The sequence below is a fragment of the Lysinibacillus sp. K60 genome (assembly GCF_019731275.1).
GTDB classification, from domain to species: domain Bacteria; phylum Bacillota; class Bacilli; order Bacillales_A; family Planococcaceae; genus Lysinibacillus; species Lysinibacillus capsici.
In genome coordinates this window covers 22461-46292 of sequence record NZ_JAASJR010000017.1, presented here as the reverse complement: position 1 = coordinate 46292, position 23832 = coordinate 22461, and the positions used below count along the sequence as shown (strand labels likewise).

Below are 23832 nucleotides of genomic sequence, written 5' to 3'. Positions count from 1 at the left end.
GCTAAGGGGGGAATAAAGATGGTCCAAGATATTCAAACACGTGTCGAAAGCCTAGCTTGGGATTCCATTCAACAGGAACTAGATAAGCAAGGATTTGCAAAGCTTCCAGTAATCTTAACAAAAGAGGAATGTGAATTCTTAATAGGGTTGTATGGTACGGAAGAGCCATATAGAACGACCATTAATATGACGAGGTATCGCTTTGGGGAGGGGGAATACAAATATTTTTCCTATCCATTGCCTGAAATTATCCAAAGTTTAAGAGAATCCTTTTATCAAGAATTGGCCAAAACAGCCAATCGATGGTTAGGTTATTTAAAGAAAACAGCACAGTTTCCAGCTCAGCTTCAAGATTTTTTGAACACCTGTGAAGAAAATGAACAAACTAGACCGACACCTTTACTCTTAAAGTATGAAACAGGTGGCTTTAATTGTTTGCATCAAGATTTATATGGCGATATCTTCTTCCCGTTTCAAGTAGTATTTGTATTAAATCAACGCGAACAAGACTTTTTTGGTGGAGAATCACTCCTAGTGGAACAAATTCCACGTGCTCAGAGTAGGGGACATGTCATTACGTTAGATCGTGGCAGTGCGCTGATCTTTCCTACGAACCATAGACCTGCTCAAGGTAAAAGGGGATATTATAAACATACAGTTCGTCATGGAGTAAGTACGATTACTGCTGGAGAACGATACGGTCTTGGCATCATTTTTCACGATTCTAAATAAAAAAACTTCAATATCTTGCTATTCCATATCCAGAATTGTACATGGTGAATTTTTAGGTAGTATATTGTAAGGAGAGGTGAGATAAATGCATGAGCCTATGAATGATGAAAATAAAATTTTGAATAATGTAGAAATGATGACAGATGAAAAGTGGCAAGCTATTATCACGAATGATACAGCGTACAACAATCAATTTTTTTATGCTGTCAAGTCAACAGGGATATTTTGCAAACCATCCTGCAAGTCTCGCGTTCCGAAAAAAGAGAATGTATGTATTTTTGCAACCGCAGAACAAGCACTCCGCGCAAATTTTCGCCCTTGTAAACGTTGCAAGCCTACTAATGAAAATTTGCCTGATAGCGAGTGGGTTGATGTTATTACAGCATACATTGATCAAAACTTCACTGAAAAATTAACACTAGAATCACTAGCAATGATTTGTCATGGGAGTCCCTATCATATGCATCGAACATTTAAAAAGATTAAAGGCATGACGCCCGTTGAGTATATACAACAAGTTCGCGTACACGCGGCTAAAAAGTATTTGATGCAGACGAATAAAGCAATAGGCGATATTGCCATATGTGTGGGTATGGCGAATGCGCCCTATTTTATTACTTTATTTAAAAAGAAAACAGGTCAGACCCCAGCGCAATTTCGTCAAATGAGAAAAATGGAGGAAATAAATGATGGAAACAAACAATAAACCAACCCTTTATTGGTCTTTACTCAAGTTTGAGGATTGGCATTTTTATATTGCTGCTACCTCCAAGGGCCTTGTGTTTGTAGGTTCACAGAACAAACCATTCGAGGAAATGGTTGAATGGGCGAAGAAACGCTTTCCAGAAAGTCCTCTTGTTGAAGATGAGGAAAAGCTTGAACCCTATGTCAATGAAATCATTCAATATCTAGCAGGAAAGAGGAAAACCTTTACTGTCCCATTGGAGTACAAAGGTACGCCATTTCAACTAGCAGTCTGGCAAGCACTTTGTGAAATTCCTTATGGGCAGACGAAATCCTATTCAGACATTGCCCATGCTATAAATAAACCAGCAGCTGTTCGTGCTGTGGGAGCGGCTATTGGGGCTAATCCAGTGTTACTTACTGTACCGTGCCATCGTGTAACAGGAAAGAATGGCTCTTTAACAGGCTATCGGGGCGGATTAGCAATGAAAAAATTGCTTTTGGACCTTGAAAAGCGAGGTTCGTCTAGCAATGCGTAATACTTACCGTACATGGAATGGGGGTTCTGTATGAAATGTGAAATCCTTTATAAAAATCCAAAAACCATTCTGAATAAAGGGACTGGCTTTCTTTCTGGCTATACGCATTCACTCAATCCTTATACAGGCTGTTCATTTGGATGTTCCTATTGCTATGTACGTCAAATGCCTGTATCTCTTTTTCGAGAAGGGGAATGGGGAAGTTGGGTAGATGTTAAAAACGGTGCAGCGAATGTATTAAAAAAGGAGCTTCATCGTGCCAAAGCCAAAGGGCCAGTAACCATTTTTATGTCTTCAAGTACAGACCCGTATCAGCCAATAGAGCATAAGGAAAAAGTGACGCGATCTTTACTAGAAATTATGCTAGAGGATCTCCCTGACTTTTTATTTGTACAGACGAGAAGTCCACTTGTCAGTCGAGATATTGATTTACTGCGACAATTTAAAGATAAAGTGCGGGTAAGTATGACAATTGAGACAGATTCGGAAACGATACGTAAACATTTTACGCCAATGGCACCTCCAATCCAGGCGCGTTTTAAGACATTGGAAAAATTAGCAGCTGCGGACATACCGACCCAAGTTGCTATCGCTCCCATTTTACCAAGTGGAGAATATTTTCCTTTGAAATTGAAGCAACTCGTCGATCGAATATGTATAGATGACTACTTCATGGGAGATGGCAGTGGTGGAAAACGCACAAGAAAACTGGAGATTGGGAAAAAATATGACCAACTTGGTTTAGAAGAATGGTATGGACCAGATGTAATAAAAAAAGTATATAACCGATTTATTGAAATCTTTCCAGAAGATCATGTTTATATAAGCCAGACTGGGTTTGAGCCGTAAAAATAGTGAGTAAAGTGCAAAAGATGTATTATAAAAATAGCCCCAATACCCTTCTTTACTGAAGTGAGTATTAGGGTTTTTTCACATGATAATATTATTAACGTTTGTTTTCATTTTGAATTTGACTGAAATCTACTTCTTCAGCAAACTCTTCTCTGTTTTTACGTTCATTGTTAGCATTTTGATTTTGATTCTGCTGTTTTTTGTTGTCTTGCGTTTTATTATTTTTATGTTTATTATTTCCCATTTTCATCTCACCTCCACCATTAGTGTGAGTGGAAGATGTTTTTTTATCCGTAGAACTTACAATTAATTCTTCAAGTAATGTGCTTTACTTTATGAAGAAGTACCTATAACTGGAAAAGTGGCATACGGTTCAAACTAGGGGTAGATTTGAATCACGACATTGACAAGTCGAGAAAATAATTATTGTAGTCGATGTGAATGACTTTGGGGATAGTAAAACCTATATGCACAAAAGGATTTTCTACATATATCCAAGATTAATCCGTCCTATATAAATTGATGCATACAGGAATGTCCTATATCTCTAAAGGATTTAAAAGCGAGTCATCCTGTTTAGATAGGCTTTATCTCAAGTGGTTTCCTGTATTAAAATAATATAAGATGATAGTAAACAGGCGATATTTTTCATTAACCAATGAAACGGTATCCGAAGTTGTGTAGAATGGTAATTCGCCAACAACAACGAATAGCACTTAAGGAGGCATCGTAGTGGACCAACACAAAATAATTATTACGCAATATAACCCCCAATACGCTGAACAAACAGTTGCTATGTGGCGAGATAGTAAGGAAAAGGCGATTGGTCAGAAAGAAATTCACACCTTTGAAAGTCATGTATATTTCTTAAATCATCTATTAGCTGAACAGTTTCACATCGATTTAGCGTTAATGGATGAAAACGTAGTTGGAATGATTGCCTATAACGAAGAGGAAATAAGCCAACTATATATTCATGTTGACTATCAAGGGATGGGCATAGGGCATACATTACTAGATAAAGTAAAAGCTCAAGCAAATGGGCGATTAACTTTATACACATTTGAGGTCAATGAAAATGCTCAACGATTTTATGAAAAACAAGGATTTAAAATTATAGGTAGAGGTCATGAAAATGAAGAAAATTTAGCTGATATTCAATATGAATGGATAGCCAAATAAAAGATATAACTAACGAGTTACTAAAAAGCGTTGTACAGATTTTGTATATACGCTTTTTTGTTTTTGAAAAGATTTAAAAATGATGAAGAGGCAAACAATCTCTTTTAATGATCTTAGGAGGTTAATCAGTATCATCTGGTATAATAGAAAATAGATTTTTTTAGAACGGAGTAATTGATATGAATGGAGCGCAAAAAGCATTTTTTGAAGAAAAGGAGCGTTCACTTGGCGTTTATCTAAATGATGTGCAGAAGCAGGCCGTATTGCAAACGAATGGACCGTTGCTACTATTGGCATCTCCTGGTTCAGGAAAAACGACGACGATTATTATGCGTATTGGCTATATGATCGAGATGCTTGGTGTCAAGCCTGCTCGCATTAAGGCTGTTACGTTTAGTAAGGCATCAGCAAATGATATGAGGGCACGTTTTGCAAAGTTTTTTCCACATTTGCCACCAGTTGATTTCTCGACGATTCATAGTTTAGCATTTCAAGTGGTGCGGGAGACACTTGAACGTCAGGGCATTTCGTATGGGATTATGGAAGAAGCGGACAAGCCTGGTGTTATGTCAAAAAAACGAGTGCTTCGTGAGATTTTTGAACAATTAAATGGCTTGAAAATTACTGAAGATCAGTTAGAAGAGCTACTGACGTACATAACGTTCATCAAAAATAAAATGTTGCCAGAACAGGAATGGGCAATGGCAGAAGTAAATGTGCCAAAAAAAGTCGAGATTTTGCAGCGATATGAGGAATATAAACGCACAGGTTGCGATCGTTTGCTTATTGATTTTGACGATATGCTGTTAATGGCGAATGATATTTTTACGAAAAATCGAGAGGTGTTGGCGCAATATCAGCGTCGATACGATTTTTATTTAACGGATGAAAGTCAGGATACATCGCCAGTTCAACACGCGATCATCGAGAAGCTCGTCGCAGTCCATCAAAATTTATGCGTTGTTGCTGATGAGGATCAGGCTATTTATAGCTGGCGTGGTGCAGAGCCAGATTATTTATTGACTTTCCAAAAGATTTATCCAGACGCACAAGTTTTACTAATGACACAAAACTATCGTTCATCTGCCTCGATTGTAGCGCCAGCCAATCTGTTCATTCAGCGCAATAAAAAGCGATATAACAAACAAATGTTTACGCAAAATCCTGCAGCAGAGCCAATCTCGTTTAAAATCCTAGAGAATTACAGCTTACAGGCCAAATATGTAGTGAATCAGTTAAAAAGCTTGTCTAAGCTTGGCTCAACGGCTGTTTTATATCGAAATAATACGTCAGCCATTCCACTTATGGACGCGTTAGATAGAGCGGGCCTGCCTTTCTATATGAAGGATTCCACCATACGCTTTTTTACGCATTGGGTCGTGGAGGATATTATGAACTTCATGCGTCTAGCGTACAATACAAAAAATATCTCGATATTTGAAAAAGTTTACAGAAAAATGAATGCTTATATTACACCAACGCAATTAAAGGCACTACAGAAAGTGCCAGAGGATGGCTGTGTATTCACACTTTTATTAGAGCATGTGGAGCTAAAGGATTATCAGCCTGAATATATTAAGCGAATTCGCCAAACGTATGATAGCATTCAATTTGATCAAACAACACCAACAGCCATGCTAGAGCATATCCGTTATGATTTTGGTTATGAGCGTGCCTTAAAGAAAATGAGCGAGGATCTCGGTTTTAATTATGAAAATTTACTAGATATTGTGGATGTACTTGGACTAATTGCTCGCCATACGTCGACGATGACTGAATTTGCGGGTCGTTTGAAGTACCTTGAAAATTTAGCACGTACATCTCATCTGAAAAATGAAATGAATGCCATTACATTAACAACCTTACACAGTTCAAAAGGCTTGGAATTTGATCGTGTGTATTTGATTGACTTAATTGATGGGATTTTACCTAGTGAGACGGAAGAAGCAATAGAGGAAGAAACAAGGCTCTTTTATGTCGGTATCACACGTGCGATTCGCCATTTGGAATTAATTTCGTACAGCAAGCGTTTTAAAGCAAGTGTGGTGCCATCAATATTCATGAAAGCGTTAAAGCAAATCGTTTCACCTCAGGAATTACCAAAGAAAGCGTCGAAAAGTCCGAGGAAAGCATTGAAGCAATACCGTAATGATCGGACAATTACAACGGAGTCAGCGTTAATCGTTGGCTCAAAGGTGAAGCACGTGATGTTTGGAGAAGGCAAAATTTTGGACGTTACAAGTAGCACGATCAAATTGTCCTTTGATGCAGGGATAAAGCAGTTTATGACGGATACATGTTTACAGCAAGGCTATTTAGAAGCGGTGGAAGATTAATGTAGCGTATTCGAGGTTTTTTCGAATACGCTTTTTATAGTAGTGCAAATAATATCTAATCTCTTATTTTCTCTTTCTATAGGATAAATATTCTATAAATCTCTTTGCTGCAAGTGACAGCGATTTTTGCTCTCTCATCGCAATCCCAATAGTTCGAAATGCAGGTACTTCAAGCTCTTTCGCAATAATTTGGTAAGGAATGCGTTCTAAAATCAGTTCAGGTAATATACTGATTCCTAACCCGTTTTCCACCATTGACATAATGGCATAGTCGTCCCATGTTGTAAAAGAAATGTGCGGCGAGATATTGTGCTTGTCAAAAATTTCGGAGATTTCAGCTTTTGCACCTTTTTCTAAAAGCATGAATGGACTGGTCAATAGTTCACTTATAGGAAACTTATCGCAATCAGCAAGAGGGTGATCCTGATGAATGATGACCAACAAACGGTCTTGCTCTACAAAGATTGTTTCCATTTCAGCTTTTGTTGGCAGTCGTAAAAATCCAAAGTCGACCCTACCTTCGATAATCCAGCTTTCGATTTCGGTGTAATCTCCTAATAGTAACTCGAAATCAATCCCTGGATAATCCTGCTTAAAGAATTTGATCATATAAGGTAGCCAATGGGTTGCTACACTAGAAAATGTACCAATTCGAATGATTCCAGATTGGATATCATGTAAGTCATCGATCTGCATCATTAACATTTCATGCTCATTGCATATACGCTGTAATTGGGGCAGTAACTTTAAGCCATCAGATGTTAAGCTGATTCCGGTACGACCTCTTTCAAAAAGGGATATTCCCCATTCTGATTCTAAATCGTTGATCATACGGCTGATGCCGGACTGTGTATAGTTTAATGCATCAGCAGCTCTTGTAAAGCTCCCATACTCTACTGCTTTGACAAAAGCCATATATTTTTGGATATTCATAACGCTATCCTCCCTTGCATGCTATTTTGTTATAGATAACATGACAAACATTCAATTTTGTAATACTTAGGTGTATGCTATGCTATTCCCATTACAAAAGCAAGTGGAAAGGGAGTGGGACAAAAGGAAGGAAAAAGCATCTAATCGTATCTATTAAAATGCGGTAGGTTAGGGGAGTAAACCATGAAATCTAAATTTCAATTTATCGTATCGATGATTATTTTTGGCACCATCGGTTTAGTTGTGCGTTACATTGATTTAGCGGCGAGTGAAAGAGCTCTACTAAGTAGTTTCCTAGGATGCTTATTTTTACTACTCATCTTCTCCATTATGAAGAAAAAAATATCCTGGAATTTAGTAAAAACGAATGCTTTATTTTTGATTTTCTCAGGCGTTGCATTGGGAGGAAACTGGATTTTTCTCTATCAATCCTACGACCACACATCACTTGCCAATGCCACGCTAGGGTATTACTTTGCACCAGTATTTGTAATGATACTTTCACCTGTTGTACTTAGGGAACAATTATCCATTAAAAAAATAATCTGCATTGTCATTGCAATGATCGGTATGATAATGATTGTAGGAGAAGGGGTGAGTGCATCGGAATCAGATGATTTCCTTGGACTTATCTTTGGATTGATTGCAGCAGTTTTTTATGCTGCATTGTTACTTTTAAACAAATTTATTAAAGAGATGGACAAGCTAGAGCTGACCATTATTCAACTTGGAACGACTGCATTATTACTGCTGCCGTATGTTTTTTTGACAGAGGGCTTTGGGATTTTTGGATTATCAAGCGCATCTATTCCTTTTATTTTAATTTTAGGTATCGTTAATACAGGGATTGGATTTTGGTTGTTTTTCTCGGGAATGGAGAAATTGAAAGGGCAGAGTATTGCGATGCTCAGTTATGTCGATCCTTTTGTAGCTATTTTGATTTCTGCAATGATATTGCAAGAGCAAATGACCCTAGTTCAAATTATGGGCGGGGTATTCTTATTAGGTTCTACCTTTGTTAGCGAAATTCGATCCTTTAACTTTTCAAAACAACTCATGAAAAAACAAATAGAGTAACAATTTATCACGGAAGACTTAAATCGATATGACATGGTATTTAACATTTATAAAAGTTATTCAATTACTAAGACAACAATCAGCCAATTTTATTTGGACTGATTGTTGTTTTTTTAAACTCTCCATTATTCTTTCTAGTTTGATAAGATGCTTGTGCTCCTTAATGAGTTTTCTCCGAAACATTGATTGCGATTATACGATTTAGCTAAGAGAGTTTAATAACTTCAATATATCGATACATACCCTTTAACATAACAGATTCATCTCTTATAATTTTGAGCCTATGATCATTTTGGTTAAACAACTCCTCAAAACTTCGACCAATATCTGTTCCTAACATACTTATAAATGGCCTTACCAATTTTTTTGATAGTGTTAGTTTTTGATTTTTAGGAGCAAATTTATCAAAGATAAGAATTCTACCATCCTTCTTTAAAACTCGTATCATCTCTTCAAAGCATTTATTTTCATTAGGAACCACAGAAAGAATTAAACTAGCTACAATATAGTCAAATGATTCATCTGCAAAAGACATTTTTTGAGCATCCATTTCTAAAAAATTGATAGAAGAGTGCTCGAATTTATGTTTAGCTTTCGCTAGCATATCAGGAGAATAATCAATAGCTGTTATATCATAATCAACATAGTTGATTAATTCTAAATCAGCACCAGTACCAATACCTACATAGAGGATTTTTTGCTTACGCTGAAAAGGTACTTCTTGAAAAATCCTCTTTCTAGTCTTTAAAAAAGCACCTGTGTTAAAAAGTTTATCGTAAAAGGAAGAGCCAATTTTATAGATAATTTTGTTCCACGTATTATTCAATGCTACATCCAACCTTTCTACAGAGGGTATGAGCTTCTAAAATCCTGTGTCCTCTTCAAAAATAGGAGTGACCCACGCAATATCTTTGTCATCATGTCAAAATATAATAAAATCCCCATTAAAATCATAATTCATCTGCAGAAACGTAATTTGCCAATAAATAGTGACAGCTTAAGAAAGGGAAGTGAAAAGCCAAGTACATAAATAAGTATGTATAATAAGCCTTTAACAGGGTTTGTTAGCCCTAAAGCCATTACTACAAGTGTCCAGCCAGTTGCGAAACCTGTCCCAAATTTAAACTGATATTCCTTTTCAGAAAGTAAAAAATCTAACTTGAGGATGCCTACGTTTATTAGCTGAAGAGAGACCCATATTTTTAAAAATTTTTGACAGACATATTAGGTAGTGCTAGTATGTTTGACACACATATTAGTGATATCGAATATGATAATATCAGAACATATTAGCTAAGTCTAATATGAATTGGAGGAGATTTTGTGACAGAAAAAAATATTGATTTAAAAATCAAACTAATTCATGGATTTTCAAATAAGGTAAGACTACAAATTTTAGGGTGTATCAAAGAGAAAGAGAAGACAGTATCTCAAATCGTCGAGGAATTAAAGGGGAATCAGTCTAATATCTCTCAACACTTAGCCTGTTTAAAAGGTTGTGGCATTATTGTTGGTCGTAATGAAGGAAAATATTGCTACTATAGTTTGAGAAATGAGCGTATTCGTGAACTTCTTGAAATGATTGATACGGTTTTAGTAGATGTTCATGCTGATGTCGCGTGCTGTGTAAACCATGTAGATTAAAGGGAAGTTAAATATAGGCAAGGTTTGTAGTACTGAGTAAGATGGGAAGTACACTTACAAATCGGGTTAGTGGTCGTAAAGGTTTGATCAAGGTTAATCCAAAGTAGAAAACTACCTGATGTAGTGTAATGTTAATTTGAATAGAAATTAAAAAAGGGTTACTGAGGTAATGTAACCCTTTTTGAGGGAGGTCGTGACGGTCAACCAACGCCACAACCGTATAAGTGCGTGCGATACACTCAATATTAATTTGTGCAAGCAAAGGCTAATTATACATAAAAAAAAGCAGCGTCGTCACACGCTACAGTGATTTAATGAACATGAATAGGAAGAATTATAAAAAATTTTTCAAATGGACGGATAAACATGTTATGTGATTCATAAAGAGTTTAACAAAGATTATGAATGGAATCAGGCTATAAAATAAATGTTCGAGACAGAAGAAGACTTATGTCCAAAATGGTGGATGGGAAGATATCAATCTACTTACTAATTTCATATTCTGGCATTTTCATACTTTATAATTATTATTTTAGTAATATTTTATGTTTACTTAATATGTGAGCTAATAATAATAAGTGTTATACCTGTAAATAAGCAAATGATTCTCGTCACAGGTATTTTATCTGCTAGTCCAAATAATGCAATTGCTGTCGTTACGATTAAAACGGTTGGCCCAACCAAAGCAAGCATTGTATTAATATAAAATGCTTTTTCTAAATTATTTAACTTTAGCATCAACAACCCAGCACTTACTTCAATACTCCCAGACAATACACGTAAAATAACCATCGCAAGAACCGACTTTTCAATAATTGTCATCATCCTATCTTTATAGAAAATTTAATATAATTCCAACATGAATAGAATAATAGATGTTTGTTTTAATGAAATACTAAAATCAATATATGTCTGATTCGTATCTAATATTCTTATTAGATAATGCTTTATATGAAGTGATTTTCTAGTTAAAAGTTCAAAGAATTAAAATCAGTTTTATAAATCCATTTTCTGTTTTTAATAGGAAATAGTATGGGAAAAATAGTTCTTTCAATGGTACTTAAAAAAGATGCAGGTTTTACAAATATCTTAATTAATTGAGGGGATTTGCTAGTAGCCTTGGAGCTAGATTAAAATATGGAGCAAAACAAGCACTCAAAAATCTATTAGTAAGTTGAGGATTCCCTGTAGCCCTAGGTGAAAAAAGATATCCCTTCTTCAACTAAAGGAGCTTTACTTCAATAAGGAGTGGAAGGAAACTTATCATCACTATATTGAAAGAATGTCAGAAATAAAGTCTGCAGTAAACGAACTGATATTAATTAAGAAACAGTCCCTTCAAATTTGAAAGGAGCTCATTAGGTAGGGGGGCATTGTTTTATTTTACAAGTTTAATGTGGAGCTTTTGTTTGAAGTAGCTTTAACCCCATACAAATAAATATCATTCCCGTTATTTTATTCAGAAGCATACCTAATTTTTGGTTTCCTCTTAGTTTTTTAGTAACGTACGAGGAGAAATAAGCAACAAATAAACACTATAGGAGTTCAGTTGCTGTAAATGTAAGCCCTAATATTAAAAAAGGAGCAGGATCTGATGCTTTTACATCTATAAACTGCGGAAGAAAAGCAATAATAAATAACGAGACTTTTGGATTCGTTAAAACTGGTTAAAAGACCTTGTATATAAATTTTTCTTAAGTTTAATTTACTAGATGACGTTTCAAAACCTATGTTTGATTTATCAAATACCATTTTAATTCCTAGATAAACGAGATAAATTACATCAATAATCTTAAGCCAAAAGAAACAAATAACGTATGAACCAAGGAGCCAGTAATAATACCGAATACAGAATAAACACCAGCTCTTTTACCTTGTGAAATACTTCTATCAACAATATACATGGTATCAGCACCTCCATCTGTTTTTGGGGTGCCCTTATCGATATTAAAGTAATTGAAAGAGAATTTAATCTGCCACAATAAATAAGAGCATGTTTTGAACAATCTTTTCAAAACATGCTCTTTAGATTTGCTCTCATATCAAGGTTGATATCATTAATTTAATCCAACATGATTATAATGCTAGTCTATTCTTATGAAATAGTAAGAGAGAAGAATAGATGGTTAGACAAGAGTCATTCACCTTCAAAAAATCGCGTCTATAATTCAGACATCAATGAATTATAAAAGGAGCAATCAATAGAATTTATGGAAAGGTTGATCAAATAATTAACAAATCCAACACCCACCTGTTCTCAGCACTTACAATCGCAATTGTTACAAGTCGGTAACGGATATTTTGGAGTTATTTTTAAAAATTGAACCTTTCTTGAATTGATAATCGTCTAATAGAAGAATTTGGGAGCAGGTTGAGAAGGAGGGAAGTAGATTGGGTAGTGAAGAAAATGATTTCATACTAGAAAAATTGATGATTGATTATGGTAATGAGTTGGTACGATTAGCGTTTTCATATGTGAAAGATGCAGAGATTGCGAAGGACATGGTTCAAAATACGTTTATCAAATGTTACAAAAACCTTGATTCATTTCGCTTTGACGCACAAATTAAAACATGGCTTTATCGTATTACCATTAACGAATGTAAGGACTATTTGAAAAGTTGGAATTACAAAATGGTACACGTAAAAAGTTTTATTAATGAAACGGCGAAGTCAATATTACCTTCAACAGAAAAAACAGTACTTGATAAATACAATAATGAAGAAATTAAAGATACGATTTTTTCTCTACCAAAAGTATATCGGGAAGTGGTTTATCTATACTACTACGATTCATTGACGACTGATGAAATTGCCAATGTTTTAGATGTTTCGGTAAATACAGTGAAAACTCGATTAAGAAGAGCAAAACAACGATTAGAGTCGATGATAAAGGAGGCAGAAGTTAATGAATGAGAAACGTTCAAAAACTAACTTTTCTAATAAGTTAAATCAAGAACTACAATTTACGAAAGAAGATCGTCAAAAAGTATTTGAACAAATCAAGAAAATAGACAGGGATTCTCATATGCAAAAAAAGTCACCTATTTTCCTACAAAAATTTGCACCAGTAACAATTTCTATATTAATAATAGGTCTATGTTTATTTTTATTTTTGCCATCATTATTCCCTGGAAATCTGACTAAAGAATCTAATATACGTACTACAAGTAACCAAGTGGTTGAAGAAGAGAAGGTTTCAACTACATTAATTACGGTGAAATCAAAAGAGATGGACAATAGAATTTATCTAAATCTATTACTTACTTATAATAAAGATAAAAAGATGATGAAAGTTGTATCATTCCCTGCTGAGACATATGCACCAGTATCGACTAATAATGATGGGACACCTTTGTACGATAAATTATTGTTTGCATATAAATTTGGGGGCGCTGATAATGTAAAAACGACTGTTTCAAAATTAGTAGCTTTACCAATTGATTATTATTCAGTAATTGATGTGGAAACTATTTCAACGCTCATTGATTCTGTAAATGGATTAGAATACGATTTGTCAGAAGATATTCGAGTGAGAGCAATCACACAAGTAGCATTTGAATTTGAAAAAGGATTACAGAGTTTTAGCGGTGAAGAAGTTATCGCATTGTTAATGGCAGCCACAGAAGGTGTAAATCTAAATGAAGAAAATCTCGTAAATCTATTGCAAGCTATAATTAATAAAATGGAAGTTGAAATGTCACCAGTACAATTAAAAAAAATGTTTACTCAAATGGAAACGAATACATCACTTGATTCATTGTTAGAAAATCAGCTAGAAATTCAGTCAATAAAATTGGTTTCTTTAAGCAACGGAATGCAAACGGATTCAATAACATTAAGTGAGACTGAGGGTAAATTTTATTATAAATTTGAAAAAGATTTTTTAAATACTATATCAGATAATTTAACGACCTTTAACTAAGTATAATATACAAACACATACAAAATAACGTTCCCAAATCAAAGTTTGGAAACACTTGAAAAAGCCATGAGCGTGAACTGCACTCCCATTGTTAGACACAATTTAATAATGGGGGTGCAGTTCATTTTCGTGGCTTTTTCTATAAATTTTATTTATACAGCTTATTATGCAAGAAGCGAAAACACTAGATACACTAATATTTAGACGTTTATGGCTTGCCGTTCGATGTATATTTCTTAGTGTTGTCAATCCGCATTTCCCTTGCAGCACTCCGTCAATAGAAAAAATTAAACTTATTCTGAGAGGAAATAAAGAATTGATCGTTATAGTAGTAAGGAGGTGAATCAGATGGAGATAGATGAAGTGATTGCACGAGTAAAGAACGGAGAAGATCATTGCTTTGCATATATTATCAAACATTATGAACAGAAAGTATTTACCACTGTTATACGAATTGTTCGTAATCGTACAGTTGCAGAAGATATCGTTCAGGATATTTTTATTAAGGTGTACTATAACCTACATAAGTATGAAAAAAAAGGGTCGTTTAATGCATGGCTCTATCGGATTGTTGTCAATAAGTGTTTTGATTATTTAAGAAAATATAAGCAGCAAGCAAGATCAATAGATATGGATATAGCAGACGGTCGTTATCCAGAAAAAATTCTATTATTACGTGAGAAAAATGAGCAATTAGAACAACTCCTACAGCAGCTAGATGAAACCGAGTATTTCGTGTTGTTGCTAAAATTTGTGAACGGGCTTCGCTACGATGAAATTAGTGAAGTGCTTCAAATTTCTATGAACGAAGTACGTAACAAACTGCACCGTAGTAAAAGAAAATTAAGATCAATCGGAACTACAAAGGGAGGTTATTTTTATGAAATGTGATTCGTTACTGATAGAAGATTATGTGGAAGGCTTTTTAGAAGCTAATGAGTTGGAGAAACTTGAAGCCCATTTGCAAACCTGTAAAAGTTGTCAAAATGAATACCAGCAATTAAGAAATGAGCAGCAAACTTTATTTGCACAGCTTAATACTCCAATTATTAAACATAGTAGTCAAGCGGATCTAATTATGCAGCTTATTCAAACAAATACTAAGCGTAAGAAAGTGTGGCATAGTTTGAAAATTAGTGTAATTAGTGCTGCAGTTCTGGTCTTAAGTTTCGGACTTTATTATTGGAATCGAATGCCCAGTGAAGTTGCACAGCCAATTGATGAACCAGCGGAATTAATCGAACCTAACAGTGGTGACCAGGAGGTACTTAAAACAAGTGAACAAAACCAAAACCCTAGCTTAGATGCACCGTTTTTGGATGTTTCAATCGAGCAAGTGGTTAATGATGGAGAAAACATGGATATTGAATTTCGTGTAAAATTCAATGATGAAAATCAGCGTTATTATGAAAATTTATACAGTCAAATGCTAACTCGTTATGAATATGATGAATTTCTAAATCCACCAATTGATAAAATGGAAGATTTCTTTTTCGGTGAAGTTCGGACAAATGTCCATTTTGCCCTTAAAAATGATGCGGGTGAATTGATTGCAGGGCATAGATTAAAAGAAAAACCGTTAATCAATAGTTCTTCTAGTGGGAGGGGAACTAATGTATTAGGTGAAATGATTTATTCGGTTTCTGTCCCAAGCTATACTAAGTCAACTGTATTAGAAGTGTTTGCTATGGAAAAAATTGTGCACAATTTAAATGAGACGCAAGTAAATCCGCAACAGCCGCAACCATTTCAATTTGAAAACGCAGAATATACAGTAGATTCAATGGAAATTGAAAATAATTCATTGCACATTCAAATTTCTACGGAAGGTGAGCCAAAGATAAGGCCGATGGGATGGAATATTGTAATCGATAATCGCTTAGTTGTTGCTGATAGAAATTCTAGTAAATTTGATGAAAAACGTACTAATAATCGTACCATTTATAGAGCACAATTTAACGATTTACAAAATATACCGCACACTTTCAAAATAGTGCCTTCTACTGTGAAAATAACAGAAGAGATTGATCCGATACGGTTGAAATTAAATTAGTGGTAAAAAACTTTACAGTGAGAGCCTTTTAATGAGAAGAAAAAATCTGTATAAAATATGATATAAGACTTTTTTAATTGTAAGTTAAAAAACGAACTTCAATCTGGCGCGATTTTGTAATCAGGATTAGCGCTCGATCTCATTATAGAGCCATTTACTTGAGTAACATATTTAATCAAAATTGTTATGGAGCAAAGAAATTGTGAAAATTTCCACTTAAACTAAAGGAGCAGGTTAGTTTTATTAGGTGTTTGTTTTATCATTAAACAATAAAGATAGATGATCAAAGAAAAGAAGTAAGACAATTTAATATTGGTTTCGATGAACCGCAGCGTAAGATATGAAAAAGTCATTCCCTCCATAAGCAGAGAGAATGACTTTCCTTCATAAATCGCAAAACTGCTGATTATAGTTTTGTCCAACGTTCCTCTAACCAGTTCATAAATTGTTCACCTTTGTCGCCTTCATACGCGTCAAAGACATCTAAACGCATACGTTTTAGTTTATCCGCAAAGTCTGCCACTGTATGGTCCTTCGGCAAGCTCTTTTTAACACGCAGGAAAATTTTTTCTGTTCCTTTAATAATATCAAAACGTGCAGGTGATGGCTTCTCTACGTCCTCGCCAAACGCCGCAAGTGCTTCATAGGCTGCTAATTGCACCTTGTTGACAGTATCATGCTGCATACGATTTTTTAATAAATCTATGATTTTGTCATGTTGATAAGCTGATAACTTTTCGACTGCGTCTAAACGCTCTCGCCAGCTAGACGTATAATTGGCCTGTTTTTTTAATGTTTCATACTGCTCTGGTAATGCTGTTTCAAATTGTTTCAAGTAATTGCACCTCTTTTTTTAACTAGAGGAAAAATGAATTCTTCTTCTGTTTCTCTTATTATACGTTGTTTTGGTGAAAATAGCGAAGAATCGAAGGGAAGGATATATATAGAATATGGCAACTAACTACATTGAGGTGAAACGTATCAAAATTATGTACTATTCTTTATTAGATTTGCCATTCTTCTTAAACTAACTCCAATCGGGCGCTTTTCTGATATAAGGAAAGCGTCCTTCTTCATGAAATGCCATTTAATTGAATAACACTTCTAAATTAAAAATGGGATTTTATGTTAATCTTGATGTGAGTTTGTAAAACAATGTGCTTAAGCCAAAGGGGCAGTTTAGTTAGTATTTATTTTTTACATATACTGTATAATTTGGAGTTGGAATATTTAAGTTTGAGTATTTCTAAAGAATTACTTTGGGAGGGGAGTAGTTGTTATATTTAGCTTTATTTATTGGTGTCATTTCAATTGTAATTACGGATAAGCTTACTCGAGCTTTTAAATTATCAAGCATTTGGGTGGTGCTTGGTCAAATCAGTGCGTCACTTGTAATCATAATGGTCGGAAACCTCGAGGTTAATCAAATTAGTCTAGGTAATAACTTTGAATTAGGATATTTGACGGTTCCATTTACTTTATTACTTCTTGTAAGTTTTACAAATGTAATGAATGTAGAAAAAGTGCAAAATTCTTCTATATTGCTGTTGCCATTCGTTTCTTAGATAAAGCAAAACTGGTTGAATTAAGAAGTTATCCAGACGGAACTTTAAATTCAGTTCAGGATATTTTAACTTATAATGCGAAGCAATTAGAAATTGTAAAATAAAAGTGAAGTTTAAGTACGTAAGTAACCTTAATACTTGAGTATGGTATTACTAGTCACATCTAAACAGGTGTGGCTGTTTAGTTTTTAATAAAACAGTAGAGCAACAATTAAAGTAATACCTATAATAGGGGAAAAATATGATGAAAAGACAATTTGATCAGAGTGATTTATATAGTGAATCTACTTAGAGTGCATTACAATTTATATTTTATTTTATCTATGAGCAGAAGTTTTATCTCATAGTTTAAGCTAAACAATTTCAATCAAATGGTGATATATTGTTTTAATAACAAAGCAATCCCGTTTATCCAATAGAAAAACGGGATTGAGGATTACGTTATATAGAAACATGATTAATACAATTAATTTTATTCAGAGGTAGATTCAATTCCTTCTTCTGTTCGTGGATGTTCGTCAAGATATGGAGATAAATAGGCTTCCCTTAATTCATGTCGCATCCATCCCATAATTCCTATAACAAAAGTGAATACAATTATAGATCCTAGAAAAGCACTTGTAGAATCTTTATAACCTGCTGCATATAGTAGCATACAAAGAATGACAGTCAATACAATAGAAATGATGAGTAAAGATGTTAACAATAAATCCTCGCCTAAATAAAGCATACGAATATCCGTATCAAATGAAAATAATAATAAGAAACCAGCTACCAACTGTACAATTGTAATCCAAAAGCCTACTTTTGCACCAAGAAGTTTTAATGATTGCTCATGTTCCTCTAATCTCTTCTGCTTTCGCTTCTGAAAAGTAAAATAGACAAACATATAAAATCCACCTGTTGCTAAACTTGCTAGCATGAAATGAAGGTAACGTTGCCAAATTTGAGGATAATAAAATAAGCTTTCAAAAAAACCATTTGCTTCTCCCCAACGATCAGGATATAACATAGAAGTTACATTGACAATAAAAATAAGGGGTACAAAGAATAAAATCAACATTGCCAATAAACCAATACTAATATGAAGTAATTTTTTGGTTTGATATTTATCCCAAGTGAACTTGTAAATGTATAACAGAAGAAATGCAGTAATCAATAGGATTAATAAACTCATCCAAGCCTTTCCTATTAAAATAGTTGAAGAATAAAAATATTGTGTATACAAGACACTCACAATTAGTAATGGGCCAACTCCTAGAACGACTGCAATACTCTTATGTATTGAAGCATGAAATGAACAAATTTGCGCCATTTTATCAAATAAACTATTTTTTTTGATCATACTCGTAATTTCTAATCCAACTGCTCCTGCAGTCAATGAGATTGTAAAATTCACGAAAATGATATGAAAAATAAATGTCGCAACGATAAGAATTTCTAGTAACCCAATAGGTGCAGGTATTGGTAAAGGGTTATCTGAAGAAATTAAAGCAAAACTTAAATACTTCATTTTGTAGACACCTCTTTTTCTTCTTCAAGTACTGTTAAAATATAAGTAGCTAAAGCTTCTATTTCTTTTTCAGTTCCCATAAATGGAGGCATTGCTACTTGTGCATAATGCATATTCGGAACAAAGGACATAATGGCTTCCTTATCCCAACCTTCCATTCTACTAGACAAGGCTCTTGTATCTCTCCATCCATCTATTGTATGACAGGTAATACATTGACCAACGAATACATCTCTACCCGCTTCCACCATATTGTTGTCATTTACTTCTTTTTCTTTTGCCCATGTAGCATTAGCCAGAAAACCATCTTTTTTTAGTTTTTCTTCATTTTTTGCTAACATCCCATTCGCATACATATAGTTATAGATAATATAGGGTTTTCTTACAGTTTCCCTTACTACTTCAAATTCCCCAATAAAACCGATGGATGAGAACATCACTGCTATTGATAGAATCCACGGGACTGTTTTTGGACTTTTTACAAGCCATACTAAGAAAATAATAAGTATACTAAATCCTAAGATATTTAAACTTTTGAAGATGACCTCGGACATCCCTGTAGACCAGACAATCATATTATAAGCTTCAGTTGGAATGGCCCATAAATACCATAACCCTGTGATAAAAGTCATAGGTAAAGAGATAGCACCCCAGAATGCAAATACACGAAAAACTTCTGTACGTAAAGCCTTATCTTTAATACGCCAACGGATAAAAAATGATACTAAAGATATTGCCAACATGATTGCTAAAAACATGCGGAATCCAAGTGAAGGGAAGTAGGTTGGATTGAGAAATGCATTCCAAAATGAAAAAGTTTCAATCCAACGCCCTGGTGTTAATTTTGCAGCTAAGACACCCGTAATGATCACCATTGTTACCCATGAAGCAACACTTAGTGCTACGCCCAGCATGATATGTTTACGTTTACGTTCGCCTTCTTTCCATTTATCCCAAGTATAATAGTAAATAATAAGTATAATTACTTCTGAGATAAACGCTCCCCATTCAACCACCCATGCCCAGAAAAAAATACGCAATAAAGAAGAAATTGAATCTGGTTGTATAACTGTGGTTGAAAACCAAATTCCTACTCCGGTCATCGCTCCTATAGTTGTAGTAATGATTAAAACCCACTTCAACATTGTTTTTGCTACTTGATCTAATTTCTCATTCTTCTTTTTCATCGCTCGATATTCAGTCGATACAACTAAAACAGAAGTACCTATCGCGACGCCATGGCTAATTATCACATGAATAATTGCAATAAGAGCAATCACAGTGCCATTACCAAACCATGTATAATCCACGGATGGAAAATTCATATTACCCTCTTCCTTTCATTTTTTAATCAAATGCAATGCAATCATACAAAATAGTTTTGAAAATCGAATGAGTAATATGTGAAATTGAAAGGAACTATATTTCATTGTTTTGTCAAAATAGTTTAAGTAACAAGAATTTCTTTATACTGGGTTCTCTTTATTAGCCCTTTTTTTATAGCAGTCCCATAGGTTATACTAATGAAATTCTATTTTTTGTTGCTTAAAGTTCATTTGAATTTCTCAATTGTTTTTTATAATGGTCATGTTAATAGGAACAATATAGTTAAAAAATGAAGCTTTTTTACAAATAGGAGGAAGGATATGAGTATATGGAGTAAGCAAGCTAGTCCACCATTATATATATATGGAACTGAGGCTAATCGATTTATTACCTCAGCAGTTCAATATTTTCCTAAACAAGCCAAAATTGCTGCCTATGAAGAGAAAGAGGGAGCGAACGCGGTTTTTTTAGCGAAGCTTGGACACCAGATAACAGTTTATGATTCAACTTCATCTGGTCTAGCAAAGGTGCAGTTATTAGCAAGAATGAATGGTGTATCAATCATTACAATAAGAGCAGATTTAATAGAGTATGAGCTACCTCAAGAAACTTATGATGGCGCAATTATGGTATTTGGTCATTTTCAGCACAAATTCCAATTAGTGATATTGGAAAAAATAATGAACTCTATTAAATTAAATGGTGTTTTTATGTTTGAGGTCTATGAATATGCGCAGCTTTTATACAAAACAGGAGGACCAAACGAAATGGCTTATTTATATAATGCTGAAGATATATTAAGGTGGGCTAGGCGTTATAAGCTAAAACATTACTTCACAGGGGAAGTAGAACAATATGAAGTTTCTTTCCAAACAAATACTCGCCGTGTCATACAAGTTATTGTAGAAAAATAAGACATTTATTTTACAATTCAAAATACATTTTTTTAAGATCTCAAAGAAATAATAAGGTGGTGGTAGGAGCGAATCTTCACGTAATCCATTTTAACTATTCAAAAAGAATATAATTGTCACTTTAATTTCTAATTTTTTTCACAACTTTTTAGTAAAGTGTATATGTCTAGTAAAATAATTACTTTGGAGGTAAAGGTATGAAGAAAATTTTTCTAGTTGTTCCATTTATGCTAGCTCTTTATGCATGTAATGAGGATAGTACAACAGAAACGAACAAAGACGCTAAACAGGAGCCCAAACATGAAGAGGTTGTTTCAGAGCAACCGAAGAATGAAGTTACATATTTAGCATCCACTGCTGAGTGGGAAATAGATGATCGTCTACAAGAGCCAGCAGAGGATACTGTTTGTGAAATGTGTAATATGAAAGTATATACAAAGGACCATGACCTAGGCGTTTTTTCTGCGCAATCTGTTAAACCTGATGGATCGATTGCATTTTATGACGACATTGGCTGTTTATTAAATGCGGAGTTGGTTCAAAATCAAACGAATGAAAAATTTGTGAGAGATTATATAACATTAAATTGGATAGATGTTGAGGAAGCTACAGCTGTTAAAACGGATATGAAATCCCCTATGAACTGGGGGTATATATTCTTTGCCTTTGAAGAAGATGCAAAAGCTTATATTTCAGAAAATCCAACCGCAAAAGTTGAAGAATTAGACGTAATTAAACAAGCAGCAAAAGAACGTCGTGAAAAAATGATGCAAGAAAAAGGGGACCATGAACAACATAGTGAGGACCAGCATGGAACTGAAGAAACACATAGTCACTAATATGAAAAAGGGCAGTTTACTTGCCCTTTTTTTCTGCATAGTTGGATTTTCAACACCTGCATATGCTCAGAGCGTACAACAGCAGATTGATAGTCTCTCATCGGGTGAGATTTTAGAGCTAGAACCAGGACTATATTCAGAAAATTTATTAATAAAAGAACCTATTAAAATAAACGGAAACAAAGGTGTTAAATTCACTGGAAAAATAGAAATTAAAGCTGATGATGTAGAGATTAGTGGCATTCAATTTCTTGGAGAGCAAGGCATTGTTGCAAAAAAAGTTAAAAACATAAAAATCACCCAAAATTCTTTTCAAACAAAAAGGTTTCCTATTTACTTCGATGGTGTAGAAAATAGTGAAATTGCTGAAGTAGACGTTATTGGTAAATCTGGTCATTATTCAGAAAAAAGCCATGGTATTTCTCTTTATAACTCTAAAGGTATTCATATTAAAAATAGTACTATTACACAAACACAAGATGGGATTTACTTAGAGAATAGCAGACAAGTTACAATCGAAAAAAACACGATTACGTATGGACGTTACGGGACTCATATCATGTATGGTAGCGATATGAAATTGCTTCATAATAACTACTCCGATCATATAACAGGGGTAATGTCCATGATGGCAAATAATGTAGATATAGAAGAGAACACAATTAAACATCAAAATGCTTTAAATAGTTCTGGCATTACACTTTATCAAACTTCAAAAGTAAATGTGGTCCATAATATCATTCGTGAAAATTCTATAGCAGTTCAATTACAGCAGGCAGATACGGTAGATATGTCCAGTAATATATTTGCTAGTAATTTATTAGTATTTAAAAATATTCAGCCAAAAGATGTCCTTGTTACAAACAATCAACTTTATGGAAATGTGCTCGTTGCTTCAAGTGGTTCCCAAGGCATAACACTTAGAGCGAATGTTTATGATGATTACGAAGGGGAAGACTTCGATGAGGATGGCTATGGCGATAGTGTTTACATTGCAACGTCTACTTTCGGTAAATGGGTATTAAAAAATGAATATTATCAATATTTTATTGGAAGTACAGCCACAGGATTATTAGAAAAGATGGATAACAAAATATCAGAACCAAATGCTCTAATGGATGCGCAACCCATTGTTCGTGAGGGTCAGCCTTGGCAATTATCCTTTTCAGGAAAACATTTTAGCATTGGCGTTGCTTTACTGATTGTACTAGTTTTTAGTTGGAGGAAATTGAAATGAAAAAGATCATTTTATTAGTAGTAATAGGACTTTTTTTGATGGGTTGTTCGGAGAAGACAATAGAACCTCGGGATATTGATCCTGAGACGGATATTTGTATTGTGTGTAACATGGGTATCACGCATCCTGATTATGCAGGGCAAGTAATTTTCAAAAATAATGATTATCTAGTATTTGATGATTTAGGTTGTTTAATTGAATATTTAAAAAGTCCAGAGCAAGAAGTAGCCGCAGCTTATATCAAATCAAATGATAAGCAAGAATGGATAGATGTGAAGACGGCTGCTTATTTATATAACGAGGATTATTGGACACCCATGAATTATGGTGTACTTGCCTTTGCGTCAATTGGGGACGCAGCAATTTATGAGCAAGAAAATGGTGCTGGTAAGCCACTTGGATACGAAGAATTAGTAACGTCATTTAATTGGGGTGTGCATGAACATTGATTAAATCGGAAATAAAGCAGCTTTTCCGGAGT

The 23832-nt window shown here is 34.3% G+C and carries 24 protein-coding genes and 1 pseudogene; 17 read left to right on the top strand and 8 right to left on the bottom strand.

All coding sequences use genetic code 11. The annotated features are described in order from the left end of the window. Positions 1–18 precede the first annotated feature (18 nt). From HCH28_RS23330 to HCH28_RS23315, 4 genes are all read left to right on the top strand, one after another. Positions 19–732 (top strand): 2OG-Fe(II) oxygenase, encoded by a 714-nt coding sequence (locus tag HCH28_RS23330; RefSeq protein ID WP_221683319.1) that lies wholly within the window; start codon positions 19–21, stop codon positions 730–732. Positions 733–817: 85 nt separating this feature from the next. Next, entirely contained in the window at positions 818–1438 is a 621-nt protein-coding gene (locus HCH28_RS23325; protein ID WP_221683318.1) for a bifunctional transcriptional activator/DNA repair enzyme AdaA, read from the top strand. Further along, complete coding sequence (gene adaB, locus HCH28_RS23320) at positions 1422–1955, top strand: methylated-DNA--[protein]-cysteine S-methyltransferase (RefSeq protein ID WP_221683343.1); 534 nt, start codon at positions 1422–1424, stop codon at positions 1953–1955. Before HCH28_RS23325 ends, adaB begins: the two co-directional genes overlap by 17 nt. 30 nt (positions 1956–1985) lie before the next feature. Continuing rightward, on the top strand, positions 1986–2804 hold the full coding sequence (locus tag HCH28_RS23315) for an SPL family radical SAM protein (RefSeq protein WP_221683317.1): 819 nt from the start codon (positions 1986–1988) through the stop codon (positions 2802–2804). 97 nt (positions 2805–2901) lie between these two features. Here the strand turns inward: HCH28_RS23315 and HCH28_RS23310 are convergent, their stop codons facing one another. After that, positions 2902–3051 (bottom strand): hypothetical protein, encoded by a 150-nt coding sequence (locus tag HCH28_RS23310; RefSeq protein WP_016992948.1) that lies wholly within the window; start codon positions 3049–3051, stop codon positions 2902–2904. A gap of 488 nt (positions 3052–3539) precedes the next feature. On the opposite strand from HCH28_RS23310, the gene HCH28_RS23305 reads away from it, so the two are divergent. Together HCH28_RS23305 and HCH28_RS23300 are read left to right on the top strand one after the other, a co-directional pair. Continuing rightward, entirely contained in the window at positions 3540–3989 is a 450-nt protein-coding gene (locus HCH28_RS23305; RefSeq protein ID WP_221683316.1) for a GNAT family N-acetyltransferase, read from the top strand. A gap of 179 nt (positions 3990–4168) precedes the next feature. After that, positions 4169–6325 (top strand): ATP-dependent helicase, encoded by a 2157-nt coding sequence (locus tag HCH28_RS23300; RefSeq protein ID WP_221683315.1) that lies wholly within the window; start codon positions 4169–4171, stop codon positions 6323–6325. Between the two features lie 63 nt (positions 6326–6388). On the opposite strand, the gene HCH28_RS23295 is transcribed toward HCH28_RS23300, so the two are convergent. Further along, a complete protein-coding gene (locus HCH28_RS23295) occupies positions 6389–7258 on the bottom strand; it encodes a LysR family transcriptional regulator (RefSeq protein WP_221683314.1) in 870 nt (289 codons plus the stop codon). A 183-nt stretch (positions 7259–7441) separates the two neighbouring features. On the opposite strand from HCH28_RS23295, the gene HCH28_RS23290 reads away from it, so the two are divergent. Continuing rightward, entirely contained in the window at positions 7442–8335 is an 894-nt protein-coding gene (locus tag HCH28_RS23290; RefSeq protein ID WP_221683313.1) for a DMT family transporter, read from the top strand. A gap of 205 nt (positions 8336–8540) precedes the next feature. Here the strand turns inward: HCH28_RS23290 and HCH28_RS23285 are convergent, their stop codons facing one another. Beyond that, positions 8541–9161, bottom strand: coding sequence for a class I SAM-dependent methyltransferase (locus tag HCH28_RS23285; protein WP_221683312.1), 621 nt, complete (start codon positions 9159–9161; stop codon positions 8541–8543). A gap of 497 nt (positions 9162–9658) precedes the next feature. On the opposite strand from HCH28_RS23285, the gene HCH28_RS23280 reads away from it, so the two are divergent. After that, positions 9659–9979 (top strand): ArsR/SmtB family transcription factor, encoded by a 321-nt coding sequence (locus HCH28_RS23280; protein WP_221683311.1) that lies wholly within the window; start codon positions 9659–9661, stop codon positions 9977–9979. 549 nt (positions 9980–10528) lie between these two features. Here HCH28_RS23280 and HCH28_RS23275 read toward each other — a convergent pair. Together HCH28_RS23275 and HCH28_RS23270 are read right to left on the bottom strand one after the other, a co-directional pair. Continuing rightward, the gene (locus HCH28_RS23275; protein ID WP_009371666.1) at positions 10529–10804 is read right to left on the bottom strand and encodes a YqhV family protein; all 276 of its coding nucleotides are present in this window, start codon (positions 10802–10804) and stop codon (positions 10529–10531) included. A gap of 566 nt (positions 10805–11370) precedes the next feature. Continuing rightward, positions 11371–11895 (bottom strand): annotated as a pseudogene (locus tag HCH28_RS23270) (LysE family translocator); the annotation flags it as partial. A gap of 475 nt (positions 11896–12370) precedes the next feature. On the opposite strand from HCH28_RS23270, the gene HCH28_RS23265 reads away from it, so the two are divergent. The 4 genes from HCH28_RS23265 (at position 12371) to HCH28_RS23250 (ending at position 15957) form a co-directional block, all read left to right on the top strand. Then, positions 12371–12895: a sigma-70 family RNA polymerase sigma factor gene (locus tag HCH28_RS23265; RefSeq protein ID WP_221683310.1), complete on the top strand. Its 525-nt coding sequence runs from the start codon at positions 12371–12373 to the stop codon at positions 12893–12895. Beyond that, positions 12888–13904, top strand: coding sequence for an LCP family protein (locus HCH28_RS23260; protein ID WP_221683309.1), 1017 nt, complete (start codon positions 12888–12890; stop codon positions 13902–13904). Before HCH28_RS23265 ends, HCH28_RS23260 begins: the two co-directional genes overlap by 8 nt. A 348-nt stretch (positions 13905–14252) precedes the next feature. Then, positions 14253–14795, top strand: a complete 543-nt coding sequence (locus HCH28_RS23255; RefSeq protein ID WP_202342226.1) for an RNA polymerase sigma factor — start codon at positions 14253–14255, stop codon at positions 14793–14795. Next, positions 14785–15957, top strand: a complete 1173-nt coding sequence (locus HCH28_RS23250; protein ID WP_221683308.1) for an anti-sigma factor — start codon at positions 14785–14787, stop codon at positions 15955–15957. The genes HCH28_RS23255 and HCH28_RS23250 overlap by 11 nt, the downstream gene beginning before the upstream one ends. Positions 15958–16363: 406 nt before the next feature. Here the strand turns inward: HCH28_RS23250 and HCH28_RS23245 are convergent, their stop codons facing one another. Continuing rightward, the gene (locus HCH28_RS23245) at positions 16364–16792 is read right to left on the bottom strand and encodes a HEAT repeat domain-containing protein (protein ID WP_004230391.1); all 429 of its coding nucleotides are present in this window, start codon (positions 16790–16792) and stop codon (positions 16364–16366) included. Between the two features lie 439 nt (positions 16793–17231). Here HCH28_RS23245 and HCH28_RS23240 point away from each other — a divergent pair, with 439 nt between their 5' ends. Beyond that, entirely contained in the window at positions 17232–17522 is a 291-nt protein-coding gene (locus HCH28_RS23240; RefSeq protein WP_221683307.1) for an MraY family glycosyltransferase, read from the top strand. Between the two features lie 472 nt (positions 17523–17994). Here the strand turns inward: HCH28_RS23240 and HCH28_RS23235 are convergent, their stop codons facing one another. Further along, the gene (locus HCH28_RS23235) at positions 17995–19035 is read right to left on the bottom strand and encodes a cytochrome ubiquinol oxidase subunit I (RefSeq protein WP_221683306.1); all 1041 of its coding nucleotides are present in this window, start codon (positions 19033–19035) and stop codon (positions 17995–17997) included. Continuing rightward, on the bottom strand, positions 19032–20360 hold the full coding sequence (locus HCH28_RS23230; RefSeq protein WP_221683305.1) for a c-type cytochrome: 1329 nt from the start codon (positions 20358–20360) through the stop codon (positions 19032–19034). Before HCH28_RS23230 ends, HCH28_RS23235 begins: the two co-directional genes overlap by 4 nt. 321 nt (positions 20361–20681) lie before the next feature. Between HCH28_RS23230 and HCH28_RS23225 the strand changes: the two genes are divergently transcribed. The 4 genes from HCH28_RS23225 to HCH28_RS23210 all read left to right on the top strand — a co-directional run bounded on the left by HCH28_RS23225 (position 20682) and on the right by HCH28_RS23210 (position 23800). Continuing rightward, positions 20682–21275 carry a class I SAM-dependent methyltransferase gene (locus HCH28_RS23225; RefSeq protein WP_221683304.1) on the top strand — a complete coding sequence of 198 codons (594 nt, stop codon included), beginning with the start codon at positions 20682–20684 and terminating at the stop codon, positions 21273–21275. Positions 21276–21472: 197 nt separating this feature from the next. After that, positions 21473–22114, top strand: coding sequence for a nitrous oxide reductase accessory protein NosL (locus tag HCH28_RS23220; protein ID WP_221683303.1), 642 nt, complete (start codon positions 21473–21475; stop codon positions 22112–22114). Further along, positions 22086–23351: a right-handed parallel beta-helix repeat-containing protein gene (locus HCH28_RS23215; RefSeq protein ID WP_205443616.1), complete on the top strand. Its 1266-nt coding sequence runs from the start codon at positions 22086–22088 to the stop codon at positions 23349–23351. Before HCH28_RS23220 ends, HCH28_RS23215 begins: the two co-directional genes overlap by 29 nt. After that, positions 23348–23800, top strand: coding sequence for a nitrous oxide reductase accessory protein NosL (locus tag HCH28_RS23210; protein ID WP_004230382.1), 453 nt, complete (start codon positions 23348–23350; stop codon positions 23798–23800). Before HCH28_RS23215 ends, HCH28_RS23210 begins: the two co-directional genes overlap by 4 nt. Positions 23801–23832 lie beyond the last annotated feature (32 nt).

Excerpts from the sequence above, each read along its gene's own strand:
- HCH28_RS23330 (WP_221683319.1), top strand. The coding sequence starts at position 19 with ATGGTCCAAGATATTCAAACACGTGTCGAAAGCCTAGCTTGGGATTCC.
- HCH28_RS23325 (WP_221683318.1), top strand. The coding sequence starts at position 818 with ATGCATGAGCCTATGAATGATGAAAATAAAATTTTGAATAATGTAGAA.
- adaB (WP_221683343.1), top strand. The coding sequence starts at position 1,422 with ATGGAAACAAACAATAAACCAACCCTTTATTGGTCTTTACTCAAGTTT.
- HCH28_RS23315 (WP_221683317.1), top strand. The coding sequence starts at position 1,986 with ATGAAATGTGAAATCCTTTATAAAAATCCAAAAACCATTCTGAATAAA.
- HCH28_RS23310 (WP_016992948.1), bottom strand. The coding sequence starts at position 3,051 with ATGGGAAATAATAAACATAAAAATAATAAAACGCAAGACAACAAAAAA.
- HCH28_RS23300 (WP_221683315.1), top strand. The coding sequence starts at position 4,169 with ATGAATGGAGCGCAAAAAGCATTTTTTGAAGAAAAGGAGCGTTCACTT.
- HCH28_RS23295 (WP_221683314.1), bottom strand. The coding sequence starts at position 7,258 with ATGAATATCCAAAAATATATGGCTTTTGTCAAAGCAGTAGAGTATGGG.
- HCH28_RS23290 (WP_221683313.1), top strand. The coding sequence starts at position 7,442 with ATGAAATCTAAATTTCAATTTATCGTATCGATGATTATTTTTGGCACC.
- HCH28_RS23275 (WP_009371666.1), bottom strand. The coding sequence starts at position 10,804 with ATGATGACAATTATTGAAAAGTCGGTTCTTGCGATGGTTATTTTACGT.
- HCH28_RS23260 (WP_221683309.1), top strand. The coding sequence starts at position 12,888 with ATGAATGAGAAACGTTCAAAAACTAACTTTTCTAATAAGTTAAATCAA.
- HCH28_RS23255 (WP_202342226.1), top strand. The coding sequence starts at position 14,253 with ATGGAGATAGATGAAGTGATTGCACGAGTAAAGAACGGAGAAGATCAT.
- HCH28_RS23250 (WP_221683308.1), top strand. The coding sequence starts at position 14,785 with ATGAAATGTGATTCGTTACTGATAGAAGATTATGTGGAAGGCTTTTTA.
- HCH28_RS23235 (WP_221683306.1), bottom strand. The coding sequence starts at position 19,035 with ATGAAGTATTTAAGTTTTGCTTTAATTTCTTCAGATAACCCTTTACCA.
- HCH28_RS23230 (WP_221683305.1), bottom strand. The coding sequence starts at position 20,360 with ATGAATTTTCCATCCGTGGATTATACATGGTTTGGTAATGGCACTGTG.
- HCH28_RS23225 (WP_221683304.1), top strand. The coding sequence starts at position 20,682 with ATGAGTATATGGAGTAAGCAAGCTAGTCCACCATTATATATATATGGA.
- HCH28_RS23220 (WP_221683303.1), top strand. The coding sequence starts at position 21,473 with ATGAAGAAAATTTTTCTAGTTGTTCCATTTATGCTAGCTCTTTATGCA.
- HCH28_RS23215 (WP_205443616.1), top strand. The coding sequence starts at position 22,086 with ATGGAACTGAAGAAACACATAGTCACTAATATGAAAAAGGGCAGTTTA.
- HCH28_RS23210 (WP_004230382.1), top strand. The coding sequence starts at position 23,348 with ATGAAAAAGATCATTTTATTAGTAGTAATAGGACTTTTTTTGATGGGT.